At 68.4% G+C, this 12,465-nt stretch carries 11 protein-coding genes and 1 riboswitch; of the genes, 10 read left to right on the top strand and 1 reads right to left on the bottom strand.

What is annotated here, in order from left to right:
• Nucleotides 1-19: 19 nt before the first annotated feature.
• The 4 genes from coxB (at nucleotide 20) to AB0927_RS04900 (ending at nucleotide 4,524) form a co-directional block, all read left to right on the top strand.
• Nucleotides 20-979, top strand: a complete 960-nt coding sequence (gene coxB, locus AB0927_RS04885; RefSeq protein WP_366666102.1) for a cytochrome c oxidase subunit II — start codon at nucleotides 20-22, stop codon at nucleotides 977-979.
• A complete protein-coding gene (gene ctaD / locus AB0927_RS04890; RefSeq protein ID WP_366666103.1) occupies nucleotides 976-2,709 on the top strand; it encodes a cytochrome c oxidase subunit I in 1,734 nt (577 codons plus the stop codon). The genes coxB and ctaD overlap by 4 nt, the downstream gene beginning before the upstream one ends.
• Nucleotides 2,706-3,104 carry a cytochrome c oxidase subunit 4 gene (locus AB0927_RS04895; RefSeq protein ID WP_046421283.1) on the top strand — a complete coding sequence of 133 codons (399 nt, stop codon included), beginning with the start codon at nucleotides 2,706-2,708 and terminating at the stop codon, nucleotides 3,102-3,104. The genes ctaD and AB0927_RS04895 overlap by 4 nt, the downstream gene beginning before the upstream one ends.
• 160 nt (nucleotides 3,105-3,264) lie before the next feature.
• Complete coding sequence (locus AB0927_RS04900) at nucleotides 3,265-4,524, top strand: Ig-like domain-containing protein (protein ID WP_366666104.1); 1,260 nt, start codon at nucleotides 3,265-3,267, stop codon at nucleotides 4,522-4,524.
• 278 nt (nucleotides 4,525-4,802) lie between these two features.
• Here AB0927_RS04900 and AB0927_RS04905 read toward each other — a convergent pair whose 3' ends face one another.
• Nucleotides 4,803-5,204, bottom strand: a complete 402-nt coding sequence (locus AB0927_RS04905; protein WP_366666105.1) for a hypothetical protein — start codon at nucleotides 5,202-5,204, stop codon at nucleotides 4,803-4,805.
• Between the two features lie 157 nt (nucleotides 5,205-5,361).
• On the opposite strand from AB0927_RS04905, the gene AB0927_RS04910 reads away from it, so the two are divergent.
• The 6 genes from AB0927_RS04910 to AB0927_RS04935 all read left to right on the top strand — a co-directional run bounded on the left by AB0927_RS04910 (nucleotide 5,362) and on the right by AB0927_RS04935 (nucleotide 12,450).
• On the top strand, nucleotides 5,362-5,982 hold the full coding sequence (locus tag AB0927_RS04910; RefSeq protein ID WP_111582346.1) for a heme-copper oxidase subunit III: 621 nt from the start codon (nucleotides 5,362-5,364) through the stop codon (nucleotides 5,980-5,982).
• 63 nt (nucleotides 5,983-6,045) lie between these two features.
• The gene (locus tag AB0927_RS04915) at nucleotides 6,046-6,858 is read left to right on the top strand and encodes a c-type cytochrome (RefSeq protein ID WP_366666106.1); all 813 of its coding nucleotides are present in this window, start codon (nucleotides 6,046-6,048) and stop codon (nucleotides 6,856-6,858) included.
• Nucleotides 6,855-7,913: a Rieske 2Fe-2S domain-containing protein gene (locus AB0927_RS04920; protein ID WP_366666107.1), complete on the top strand. Its 1,059-nt coding sequence runs from the start codon at nucleotides 6,855-6,857 to the stop codon at nucleotides 7,911-7,913. The genes AB0927_RS04915 and AB0927_RS04920 overlap by 4 nt, the downstream gene beginning before the upstream one ends.
• Nucleotides 7,910-9,547 (top strand): cytochrome bc complex cytochrome b subunit, encoded by a 1,638-nt coding sequence (locus AB0927_RS04925; RefSeq protein ID WP_366666108.1) that lies wholly within the window; start codon nucleotides 7,910-7,912, stop codon nucleotides 9,545-9,547. The genes AB0927_RS04920 and AB0927_RS04925 overlap by 4 nt, the downstream gene beginning before the upstream one ends.
• Nucleotides 9,548-9,669: 122 nt before the next feature.
• Nucleotides 9,670-10,734 carry an anthranilate phosphoribosyltransferase gene (gene trpD, locus AB0927_RS04930; RefSeq protein WP_366666109.1) on the top strand — a complete coding sequence of 355 codons (1,065 nt, stop codon included), beginning with the start codon at nucleotides 9,670-9,672 and terminating at the stop codon, nucleotides 10,732-10,734.
• Between the two features lie 82 nt (nucleotides 10,735-10,816).
• Nucleotides 10,817-10,933, top strand: a riboswitch (SAM riboswitch).
• 164 nt (nucleotides 10,934-11,097) lie between these two features.
• A complete protein-coding gene (locus tag AB0927_RS04935; protein WP_366666110.1) occupies nucleotides 11,098-12,450 on the top strand; it encodes an aminotransferase class V-fold PLP-dependent enzyme in 1,353 nt (450 codons plus the stop codon).
• The last annotated feature ends 15 nt before the right edge of the window (nucleotides 12,451-12,465 follow it).

The following is a 12,465-nucleotide window of genomic DNA, read 5'->3' on the forward strand; positions in this document are numbered from 1 at the left end:
ACTCTCGGGAAGGCGCTACGTGAGTCCCAACGGCTCCGACCGCTCGCCGCGGCGCCCGATGCGGCGGAAGCTGCTGCAGGCACTGACCGCGGGCCTGGTCCTGGCGACCGCTACCGGTTGCACATACAAGGACTTCCCCCGCCTTGGCATGCCCACCCCGACCACGGAAGAGGCTCCGCGGATCCTCTCCCTGTGGCAGGGTTCCTGGGCTGCCGCGCTCGCCGTCGGCGTGCTGGTGTGGGGCCTGATCCTGTGGAGCGCCATGTTCCACCGGCGCAGCCGCACCAAGGTCGAGGTACCTCCGCAGACCCGGTACAACATGCCGATCGAGGCCCTGTACACGGTGGTCCCGATCATCATCATCTCGGTGCTGTTCTACTTCACGGCCCGGGACGAGACGAAGCTCATGAGCCTCGACAAGAAGCCCGACGTCACGGTCAACGTGGTCGGCTTCCAGTGGAGCTGGGGCTTCAACTACATCGAGAGCGTCCCCGGTGTCTCGGGCGACGCCAAGACGGACACCAACCTGTCCGCGATTCCCGACCGGTTCAAGGCCGCCTTCCCGGCGAACGCCGGCGGCGTCTACGACGTCGGCACCCCGGGCACGCGCAACCCGCAGACCGGCAACCCTGGTCCGACGCTCTGGCTCCCCAAGGGCAAGACGGTCCGTTTCGTCCTGACCTCGCGTGACGTCATCCACTCCTTCTGGGTGGTGCCGTTCCTCATGAAGCAGGACGTCATCCCGGGCCACACCAATGCCTTCCAGGTGACCCCCAACAAGGAGGGCACCTTCCTCGGCAAGTGCGCCGAGCTCTGCGGCGTCGACCACTCGCGGATGCTGTTCAACGTGAAGGTCGTCTCCCCGGCGGCGTACGAGCAGCACCTCAAGGACCTCGCCAAGAAGGGGCAGACCGGTTACATTCCCGCCGGCATCGCGCAGACGAGCCACGAGAAGAACCGGGAGACGAACAACCTGTGAGCATCCTCAACGAACCCCAGGGTGCCGCGGCCGCTGAAGGCTCGTACGTGGACGAGCTGCCGGTTCGGCGCAAGCAGCCCGGCAATGCCGTGGTGAAGTGGCTGACGACCACCGACCACAAGACGATCGGGACGATGTACCTCGTCACGTCGTTCGCGTTCTTCCTGATCGGCGGCGTCATGGCGCTGCTCATGCGCGCCGAGCTGGCCCGTCCGGGCCTGCAGATCATGACGAACGAGCAGTTCAACCAGGCGTTCACGATGCACGGCACGATCATGCTGCTGATGTTCGCGACGCCGCTGTTCGCGGGCTTCGCGAACTGGATCATGCCGCTGCAGATCGGCGCGCCCGACGTGGCGTTCCCCCGGCTGAACATGTTCGCCTACTGGCTGTACCTGTTCGGCTCGATGATCGCGGTGGGTGGCTTCCTCACCCCCGAGGGCGCGGCCGACTTCGGCTGGTTCGCCTACTCCCCGCTGTCGGACGCGGTCCGCTCGCCGGGCGCCGGTGCCGACATGTGGATCATGGGTCTGTGCATGTCCGGCTTCGGCACGATCCTCGGCTCGGTCAACTTCATCACCACGATCATCTGCATGCGTGCTCCGGGCATGACCATGTTCCGCATGCCGATCTTCGTGTGGAACGTGCTGCTGACCGGTGTGCTGGTCCTGCTCGCCTTCCCGGTGCTGGCCGCCGCGCTGTTCGCCCTGGAGGTGGACCGCAAATTCGGTGCGCATGTGTTCGACGCGGCAAACGGTGGCGCGTTGCTGTGGCAACACCTCTTCTGGTTCTTCGGCCATCCAGAGGTGTACATCATCGCCCTGCCGTTCTTCGGCATCATCTCCGAGATCATTCCGGTCTTCTCCCGTAAGCCGATGTTCGGCTACATGGGCCTGATCGCCGCGACGATCTCGATCGCCGGCCTGTCCGTGACGGTGTGGGCGCACCACATGTACGTCACCGGCGGTGTGCTGCTGCCGTTCTTCTCCTTCATGACCTTCCTGATCGCGGTACCGACCGGTGTGAAGTTCTTCAACTGGATCGGCACCATGTGGAAGGGCTCACTGTCCTTCGAGACGCCGATGCTCTGGGCGACCGGCTTCCTGATCACCTTCACGTTCGGTGGTCTGACCGGTGTCATCCTGGCCGCGCCGCCGATGGACTTCCACGTCTCCGACTCGTACTTCGTGGTGGCCCACTTCCACTACGTGGTCTTCGGTACGGTCGTGTTCGCCATGTTCGCCGGCTTCCACTTCTGGTGGCCGAAGTTCACCGGCAAGATGCTGGACGAGCGCCTCGGCAAGATCACCTTCTGGACGCTGTTCATCGGCTTCCACACCACCTTCCTCGTCCAGCACTGGCTGGGCGCCGAGGGCATGCCGCGTCGCTACGCCGACTACCTGGCCAACGAGGGCTTCACCGCGCTGAACACGGTGTCCACCATCGGTTCGTTCCTGCTCGGCGCCTCGATGCTGCCCTTCCTGTACAACATCTGGAAGACGGCCAAGTACGGCAAGCCGGTCGACGTGGACGACCCGTGGGGCTACGGCCGCTCGCTGGAGTGGGCGACCTCCTGCCCGCCGCCGCGGCACAACTTCACCACCCTGCCGCGGATCCGCAGCGAATCCCCGGCGTTCGACCTGCACCACCCCGAGATCGCCGCGCTCGAGCAGCTTGAGCACGCCGGTCACGCGCCCGCCGTCGCGGGCAGCAAGGAGGCCGGCAAGTGAAGATCCAGGGCCGGATGTTCATCTGGCTGAGCTTCTTCATCCTGATCATGGCCGTCGTGTACGGCGTGTGGTCGAAGGAGCCGGCCGGCACCACGGCGCTCTTCCTGGCCTTCGGCCTGTCGATCATGATCGGCTTCTACCTGGGCTTCACCGCCCGCCGGGTGGACGCCGGTGCGCAGGACGACAAGGAAGCGGACGTCGCGGACGACGCGGGCGAGCTGGGCTTCTTCAGCCCGCACAGCTGGCAGCCGCTCATGCTGGGCTTCGGCGGTGCGATCGCCTTCCTCAGCATCGCGGTCGGCTGGTGGCTGATCTACTTCTCCGCGCCGTTCATCGTGATCGGCCTGTTCGGCTGGGTGTTCGAGTACTACCACGGTGAGAACCGCACCCAGTAAGACACCGAGCACCGCACCGGGAGCCCGGACCCTCCGTCAGGAGAGTCCGGGCTCCCGGCTTTTCCGCGGCCGTACGGGCGTCCTTCGGATGCCGTAACGCCGTTCCCTCGTATGGGTTACGCACCGCGCTAGTAGGGTCTCCATCTCATAGCGTGATCGTATGAATCACACTCCGCGGACCCGTACCGTCGTCAGCTGTGTGCTGCTGGTGACCGCCCTGGGCGCGGGCACCACCGCCTGCGGTCCGGACGGCGACCTCCTGTCCGCTACGCCGTATGACGCAGCGGGCCTGATCTCCTTCAGCGGCCCCACCGGGGTGGGGAAGCGGGCCGATCCGGACAAGCCCCTGGAGGTCACCGTCAAGGACGAGGGGCGCATCACCGACGTGACCGCCCAGGACTCCACAGGACGCCATGTGGCGGGCGAACTCTCCGCCGACGGCAGTCGCTGGCACAGCACCACCCCACTGGCCGCGAGCGCCCACTACACGGTCACGGTGAGCACCGAGGACGACGACGGGGCGCCCGGCCGCAAGGTCCTCAGCTTCGACACCACCCAGCCGGCCGCCAAGAAGCAGCTGGGCGTCACCTTCGGGCCGGACGCGGGCGAGTACGGCGTCGGGCAGATCATCACCGCCCAACTCAGCGAGGACGTCAAGGACAAGACGCAGCGGGCCGTCGTGGAGCGCGCCCTGCGCGTGGACTCCGTACCCGCCGTGCCCGGCTCCTGGTACTGGGTGAGCGACAAGGAACTCCACTACCGGCCCAAGGACTACTGGCCCGCCCACGCCACCATCCAGGTGCACAGCAACCTGGAGGGCGTGAAGATCGGCGACCGGCTGTGGGGCGGCAGGGCCAAACCGGTGAAGCTCACCACCGGCGACCGCGTCGAGGCCGTGACGGACGCCGCCGCGCACGAGTTGACGGTGTTCAAGGACGGCGCCGTGATCAACACCATCCCGGTCACCACGGGCAAGCCCGGCTACGAGACCCGCAACGGCGTCAAGGTGGTCCTGGAGAAGCAGTACTTCGTACGCATGCGCGGGATCACCGTCGGCATCGCCGAGGGCAGCCGGGACTCGTACGACCTGCCGGTGTACTACGCCACCCGGGTCACGTGGTCCGGCGAGTACGTCCACGCGGCGCCCTGGTCGGTCGGCTCACAGGGCTACGCCAACGTCAGCCACGGCTGCACCGGTATGAGCACGTCCAACGCGCGGTGGTTCTTCGACACCGTCCACGAGGGTGACATCGTCCGGGTCGTCCACTCCAACGGCCAGCAGATGGAACCCTTCGGCAACGGCTTCGGGGACTGGAACCTCAGCTGGAAGAAGTGGCGCACGGGCTCCGCCCTGACGGGCACCCCGGCCAACGGCCAGTCCGCCTCGGACGCGGTCCGCCTCCAGCCAACGGCCGTGTGAACAGCGCCCGGCGGGGGCGCGGGACCGTGCCGGTCCGCGCCCCGCGCCCCGGCCTGCTAGGGGGTGTCCGGCGGGTCTTGGTGGAGGGAAGTCACGGCACGGTTTTGACCCAGGTGAGCGGGGTCTGGTGCGTCGAGATGCGAGGCGGAGGAGGGAGTCGACGCATGGGGGTGCCCCCGCGCGAGCGAAGCCGAGCGTGGGGGAGTCGGCGACCGACGACAACGCCGCAGATCGGCGTGCCGGACCCCGCGTCTGCGCCAAGATCCGCCGGACACCCCCTAGGCGCTCACGAGCCGCTTCTGACGCAGCAGGGAGGCCAGGGAGGCGGCGAACTCCACCGGGTCCACCGGCGACGTCACCGCGGCGTCCGCACGGCTCCACGTGGCCAGCCAGGCGTCCTGCGGCCGGCCGATGAGCAGCAGCACGGGCGGGCACCGGAACACCTCGTCCTTGATCTGCCGGCACATCCCCATGCCCCCCATGGGCACGGCCTCGCCGTCGAGCACACACACATCGATGCCCCCACGGTCCAGCTCGCGCAGTACCGCCGCGGGGGTGGCGCATTCCACGAACTCCACCTGGGGCACGTCCGGTGCGGGACGCCGCCCGGTGGCCAGCCGTACTTGCTCGCGGGTGTTGGAGTCGTCGCTGTAGACCAGCACGGTGGCGGTCGGCTGCATTGTTCCTCCGGGTCGACGTCGACGTCGTACGGACAGGACGGACAGGGCCGTTCGGGCGGATGTTACTCCCATGAACACCACGTCAGCACCGCTTCGGAGGGGAGCAACACTCCGAACGGCACCCCCCGGAGTGAGGGCGAGATAAGCGACCGACATAATGTCGGTCGTGGCGACAGCAACGACAGTAGAAACCGGGCACGCGCACCCGTCGGTCAACCGGCCGAACCTCACCAGCGTCGGAACCATCATCTGGCTGAGTTCCGAGCTGATGTTCTTCGCGGCCCTCTTCGCGATGTACTTCACCCTCCGGTCGGTGACCGGACCGGCTCACTGGAAGCACATGGCCTCGAGCCTCAATGTGCCTTTCTCCGCGACGAACACCACGATCCTGGTGCTCTCGTCCCTCACCTGTCAGCTCGGCGTGTTCGCGGCCGAGCGCGGCGACGTGAAGAAGCTCCGTGGCTGGTTCATCCTCACCTTCATCATGGGTGCGATCTTCATCGGCGGTCAGATCTACGAGTACACGAGCCTGGTGAAGGAGGACGGCCTCTCGCTCTCCTCCGACCCGTACGGCTCGGTGTTCTACCTGACCACCGGCTTCCACGGCCTGCATGTGACGGGCGGTCTCATCGCCTTCCTGCTGGTCCTCGGCCGCACCTATATGGCCAAGAGGTTCACCCACGAGCAGGCGACGGCCGCCATCGTCGTGTCCTACTACTGGCACTTCGTCGATGTCGTCTGGATCGGCCTCTTCGCCACGATCTATTTGATCAAGTAGCCGGGACCGCTCCCGCTAAGTCCAGAAGCACCGACGCAGAAGATCCTGACACCGGGGTAATCCGTGAAAAAGCTCTCCGCACGACGACGCCATCCGCTGGCGGCGGTCGTCGTCCTACTCCTCGCGCTGGCGGCCACTGGGGGGCTGTACGCCGCGTTCGCGCCCGCGGGCAAGGCGCAGGCCGATGCAAGCTCCCAGTCCCTGACCATCAAGGAGGGTAGGAAGCTCTTCGAGGTCGGCTGCGCAAGCTGCCACGGCACCGGTGGACAGGGATCCTCCGACGGGCCGAGCCTGGTCGGCGTGGGCGCCGCGGCCGTCGACTTCCAGGTCGGCACCGGCCGTATGCCGGCCGCGACCTCGCAGGGCGCCCAGGTCCCGCGCAAGAAGGTCGTGTACACGCAGGCCCAGATCGACCAGCTCGCCGCGTACATCGCGTCGCTGGGCGCCGGTCCGGTCGTGCCGACCAAGCAGCAGTACGGTCCGGCAGGCGGGGACATCGCCAAGGGTGGCGAGCTGTTCCGCACCAACTGCGCGCAGTGCCACAACTTCACCGGCAAGGGTGGTGCCCTCACCAAGGGCAAGTTCGCCCCCACGCTGGAGGGCGTCGACCCGAAGCACATCTACGAGGCCATGCAGACCGGCCCGCAGAACATGCCGTCCTTCCCGGACACCACGATGCCGTCCCAGAACAAGAAGGACATCATCGCGTACCTGCACGCGGTCGACAGCAGCGAGACGACGAACCCGGGCGGTCTGGAGCTGGGCGGCCTCGGGCCGGTCAGTGAGGGCCTGTTCGCCTGGATCTTCGGTCTCGGCGCGCTGATCGCCGTCGCCGTCTGGGTCGCCGCTCGGACCGCAAAGGCCAAGAAGTCATGAGTAGCCAAGACATGCCAGAAGAGAACCTGCCCGCTGAGCAGGACCACGCGCACGGCGCGGTAGGGATCGCGGACGAGGAGAACCCGTTCGCCGACCCGGGGCTGCCGCCCCACGAGCACCGGATCCAGGACATCGACGAGCGGGCCGCCAAGCGGTCCGAGCGGATGGTCGCCCTGCTGTTCACGGTGTCGATGCTGGCCACCGTCGGCTTCATCGTCTCGTACGTGACGATCCCGCACGACCGGAACATCTTCGTGTTCCCGATCGGGCACGTCAGCGCCCTGAACTTCGCGCTCGGCCTGACCCTGGGCGTGGCGCTGTTCTGCATCGGCGCGGGCGCGGTCCACTGGGCCCGCACCCTGATGTCCGACGTCGAGGTCGCCGACGAGCGTCACCCGATCGAGGCCTCCCCCGAGGTCCGGGCCAAGGTCCACGCGGACTTCCGCCAGGGCGCCAAGGAGTCGGTGCTCGGCCGCCGCAAGCTGATCCGCAACACGATGTTCGGCGCGCTGGCCCTGGTGCCGCTGTCCGGCGTCATGCTGCTGCGCGACCTCGGTCCGCTGCCCGGCAACTCCCTGCGGCACACCCTGTGGGCCAAGGGCAAGCGCCTGGTCAACATGAACACCAACCTGCCGCTGCGTCCCGAGGACGTCGCCGTCGGCTCCCTCACCTTCGCCAAGCCGGACGGCCTGGAGGAGACGGACGAGGAGTTCCAGACGGAGCTGGCCAAGGCCGCGCTGATGATCGTCCGGCTCCAGCCCGACAACATCAAGGACAAGCGCGAGCTCGACTGGTCCCACGAGGGCGTCGTCGCGTTCTCCAAGATCTGCACCCACGTCGGCTGCCCGATCTCGCTGTACGAGCAGCAGACGCACCACGTGCTGTGCCCGTGCCACCAGTCCACCTTCGACCTCTCCGACGGTGCCCGAGTGATCTTCGGCCCCGCCGGCCACGCCCTGCCGCAGCTGCGCATCGGTGTGGACAGTGAGGGTTACCTCCAGGCGCTCGGCGACTTCGAGGAGCCCGTCGGTCCTGCATTCTGGGAGCGCGGATGAGTACTGCAGCGAACGAGAACACCCGCGCGCGCGGGAAGGCACCGGCCGGCGAGCGCATCGCCGACTGGGCCGACGGACGGCTCGGGATCTACTCCCTGGCCAAGTCCAACATGCGCAAGATCTTCCCCGACCACTGGTCGTTCATGTTGGGCGAAGTGTGCATGTACAGCTTCATCATCATCATCCTGACGGGTGTCTATCTGACACTGTTCTTCCACCCGTCGATGAACGAGGTGCAGTACCACGGCAGCTATGTCCCGCTCCAGGGGCAGATGATGTCGGAGGCGTTCAGCTCGACCCTGCACATCTCCTTCGACGTGCGCGGTGGTCTGCTCATGCGGCAGATCCACCACTGGGCCGCCCTGATCTTCCTCGCGGGCATGTTCGTGCACATGATGCGCGTCTTCTTCACCGGCGCGTTCCGCAAGCCGCGTGAGATCAACTGGCTGTTCGGCTTCCTGCTGTTCGTCCTCGGCATGTTCACCGGCTTCACCGGTTACTCGCTCCCGGACGACCTGCTCTCCGGCACCGGTGTCCGCTTCATGGAGGGCGCGATCCTGTCCGTGCCGATCGTCGGCACGTACCTGTCGTACTTCCTCTTCGGCGGTCAGTTCCCCGGCCACGACTTCGTCGCCCGGTTCTACTCGATCCACATCCTGCTGCTGCCGGGCATCATGCTCGGCCTGATGGTGGGCCACCTGATCCTGGTCTTCTACCACAAGCACACGCAGTTCGCGGGTCCGGGCAAGACCAACAACAACGTCGTCGGCATGCCGCTGCTGCCGGTCTACATGGCCAAGGCCGGAGGCTTCTTCTTCCTGGTCTTCGGTGTCATCGCGGCCATCGCCGCGGTCGCGCAGATCAACCCGATCTGGGCCATGGGCCCCTACCGTCCGGACCAGGTGTCCACCGGCGCCCAGCCCGACTGGTACATGGGCTTCTCCGAGGGCCTGATCCGCTTCATGCCGGGCTGGGAGATCAACGCCGCGGGCCACACGCTCGTCCTGGGCGTGTTCATCCCGCTGGTGATCTTCCCGCTGGTCCTCGCGGCCATCGCGGTCTACCCCTTCATCGAGGCGTGGGTCACCGGCGACAAGCGCGAGCACCACATCCTGGACCGCCCGCGCAACGCCCCGACGCGTACCGCGCTCGGTGTCGCCTGGATGACGGTGTACCTGACGCTGCTGGTCGGCGGTGGCAACGACCTGTGGGCCACCCACTTCCACCTGTCGATCAACGCCGTGACCTGGTTCGTCCGGATCTTCTTCTTCGTCGGCCCGGTCATCATGTTCCTCGTCACCAAGCGGATCTGCCTCGGCCTCCAGCGCCGCGACCGCGACAAGGTGCTGCACGGTCGCGAGACCGGCATCATCAAGCGGCTGCCGCACGGTGAGTTCATCGAGGTGCACGAGCCGCTGAGCCAGGAGCAGCTGCACACGCTCACCGCGCACACGCAGTACGCGCCCGCCGAGATCGGCCCGCTGGTCGACGAGAACGGTGTCGAGCGCAAGGTGAAGGCCTCGGAGAAGCTCCGGGCGAAGATGTCCAACGCCTACTACGGCGAGGACAACCAGATCCCGAAGCCGACCACGGAGGAGTACAGGGAGATCACGAGCGGCCACGGCCACCACTGATCCCCGCGTCGCCACGCCACAGAAGGGCCCCGTCCGCACCCCGGACGGGGCCCTTCCCCGTGTCCGGGGCTCGATAAGGTGGTGAACGAGTTTCCACCATCGTGTACACCAAGGAGCGGCTGATGAGCGCTGTGACCCCCGCTGGCGGCGACACCGCGGCGGGCCGCTCCTGGCCCGCCCTGCTGAACGGCCTGCTGACCGGCGAGAACCTGTCCGCCGACGACACCGCGTGGGCGATGGACCTGATCATGCGCGGCGAGGCGACGGACGCCCAGATCGCCGGGTTCATGGTGGCGCTGCGCGCCAAGGGCGAGACCGTCGAGGAGATCTCCGGGCTCGTGCGCACCATGTACGAGCACGCGAACGTGATCGAGGTGCCGGGTCCGGCCGTCGACATCGTCGGCACCGGCGGCGACGGCGCCAAGACGGTGAACATCTCCACCATGTCCGCGATCGTGGTCGCGGGCACCGGCGCCAAGGTGGTCAAGCACGGCAACCGCGCCGCGTCCTCCGCCTCCGGCTCCTCCGACGTCCTGGAGAAGCTCGGCATCAACCTCCAGCTGACCCCGAAGCGCGTCGCCGAGGTCGCCGAGGAGGCCGGCATCACCATCTGCTTCGCGGTGAAGTTCCACCCCTCGCTGCGCCATGTCGCCGCCGCCCGCGGTCAGTTGGGCATCCGTACGACCTTCAACGTGCTCGGTCCGCTGACCAACCCGGCCAAGGTGCGCGCCCAGGCGGTGGGCGTCGCCGACCCGCGCATGGCGCCCGTGGTGGCCGGCGTCTTCGCCGAGCGCGGCAACTCCGCGCTGGTCTTCCGGGGCGACGACGGTCTGGACGAGCTGACCGTCACCGCCACCTCCCGGGTGTGGGTGGTGCGGGACGGCAAGGTCTCGGAGGAGGTCTTCGACCCGCGGGACGTCGGCATCGAGCTGGCCCCCGTGGAGGCCCTGCGCGGCGCGGACGCCGCGTACAACGCGGAGGTGGCCCGCCGGCTGCTGGACGGCGAGCGGGGCGCCGTACGGGACGCGGTGCTGCTGAACTCGGCGGCGGCCCTGACTGCCCTGGAGCCGGCCGACGCCCCGCTCACCGAGCAGTTGCGCGCGGGGATGGCGAAGGCCGCGGAGTCCATCGACTCGGGCGCGGCGAAGCGGTCCCTGGAGCGCTGGGTGGCCGCCAGCCACGCGTGACGGCCCCCGCTCGACGGTCGATCGTCCCGCGATCCGGACACGGGTTGCGGGACGTCGATCTTCTCGCGTACGTTCCGTACCAGGTCATGAGTGACAGTCATGAGGCCCCGGCCGACTGTCCGGCAACCCTCCGTCCGTGGCGGGGTGCCCCGGGTGAGGACCAGGCCGTAGGCAGCGAGGTCTACGGCAAGCGCGGATCCCTCGGACGCTTCCAGCGGCGTCGGGCCAGGGATCCTGGTCGTACGAGGGAGCCCCCCGTGAGCAAGCGAATGCGCTAGGGCCGCCGAGCCCCGCTTCCGCGCACCCTTTTCACCTTTTCCGTGCGCCGTCCCTTCGGCGTACGTCCTTCACGGGAGTCACCCCATGTCTGTCGCCACGCCTGTCTCCGCCGTTGCCGCCGACCAGTCGATCTGTCCGCCGCTGCCCGTTCTGGGGCGGGATGTCACCGTCCCGCTCGTCACCGGTGGCAGCATCACCTACGCGGCCCTCGACTACGCGGCCAGCGCCCCCGCCCTCCAGCGCGTCTGGGACGACGTGGCCGCCTACGCGCCGTACTACGGCAGCGTCCACCGGGGCGCCGGGTACCTCTCCCAGTTCTCCACCGACCTGTTCGAGAAGGCCCGCCGCACGGTCGCGGAGTTCCTCGGCTGCCGCGCCGACGACCAGGTGGTCTTCACCCGCTCGACCACGGACTCGCTGAACCTGCTGGCCCGGGCGGTCCCGGCCGGCTGCCGGGTCTTCGTCTTCGAGACCGAGCACCACGCCTCGCTGCTGCCCTGGCAGGACGCCCAGGTCACCTACCTGGACGCGCCGCGCAGCCCGCGGCAGGCCGTCGAGACGCTGGAGCGGGCCCTCGCCGACCGGGACCCGTACGGCCCGGCCCTGGTCTGCGTCACCGGCGCCTCCAACGTCACCGGGGAGCTGTGGCCGGTGCGCGAGCTGGCCGCCGCCGCGCACGCCCACGGCGCCCGGATCGTCCTGGACGCCGCCCAGCTGGTCCCGCACCACCCGGTGTCCCTGGTGGACCTGGACGTCGACTGGGTCGCCTTCTCCGGGCACAAGCTGTACGCCCCGTTCGGCGCGGGTGTGCTGGCCGGCCGCGCCGACTGGCTGCGGGACGCCGAGCCCTACCTCGCGGGCGGCGGCGCCAGCCGCCGGGTCGCCCGGCGCGCGGACGGGGGAGTGGAGGTGGAGTGGCACGAGGACGCCGCCCGGCACGAGGCGGGCTCCCCGAACGTCATCGGCGCCTACGCCGTCGCCTCCGCCTGCGCCGCCCTCACCGAGGCCGGCTGGGAGTCGCTGGTCGCCCGTGAGCGGTACCTGATCGACCGGGTGCGCACGGGTCTCGCCGGGATCCCCCAGGTCAGGGTCCTGTCGCTGTTCGGCGACGACGCCCCGCGGGTCGGCGTGATCTCCTTCGTGGTGGACGGCTGGAACAGCTCCCACTTCGCCGCCGCCCTCTCCGCCGAGTACGGCATCGGCGTCCGCGACGGCCTCTTCTGCGCCCACCCCCTGCTGCGCACCCTGCTCGGTACTGCCCCCGAGGCCCCGGCCGAGTGCGGCGCCCCGTCCCTGAACGCCATCCGCGCGAGCTTCGGCGCGGGCACCCCGGACGAGCACGTGGACCGCTTCGTCACCGCGGTACGACGGCTGGTGACCGAGGGCGCGCAGTGGACGTACCGGACGGAGGGCGGGCGCTGCGTCCCGGTGGCGTGAGCGGGTGACCGGCCG

This window comes from Streptomyces sp. NPDC048106 (assembly GCF_040706415.1).
Classification (GTDB): domain Bacteria; phylum Actinomycetota; class Actinomycetes; order Streptomycetales; family Streptomycetaceae; genus Streptomyces.

Bases quoted from the DNA above. Each gene is read 5' to 3' on its own strand.
- AB0927_RS04900 (WP_366666104.1), top strand. From the start codon at position 3,265: ATGAATCACACTCCGCGGACCCGTACCGTCGTCAGCTGTGTGCTGCTG.
- AB0927_RS04905 (WP_366666105.1), bottom strand. From the start codon at position 5,204: ATGCAGCCGACCGCCACCGTGCTGGTCTACAGCGACGACTCCAACACC.
- AB0927_RS04910 (WP_111582346.1), top strand. From the start codon at position 5,362: ATGTCGGTCGTGGCGACAGCAACGACAGTAGAAACCGGGCACGCGCAC.
- AB0927_RS04920 (WP_366666107.1), top strand. From the start codon at position 6,855: ATGAGTAGCCAAGACATGCCAGAAGAGAACCTGCCCGCTGAGCAGGAC.
- AB0927_RS04925 (WP_366666108.1), top strand. From the start codon at position 7,910: ATGAGTACTGCAGCGAACGAGAACACCCGCGCGCGCGGGAAGGCACCG.
- trpD (WP_366666109.1), top strand. From the start codon at position 9,670: ATGAGCGCTGTGACCCCCGCTGGCGGCGACACCGCGGCGGGCCGCTCC.
- AB0927_RS04935 (WP_366666110.1), top strand. From the start codon at position 11,098: ATGTCTGTCGCCACGCCTGTCTCCGCCGTTGCCGCCGACCAGTCGATC.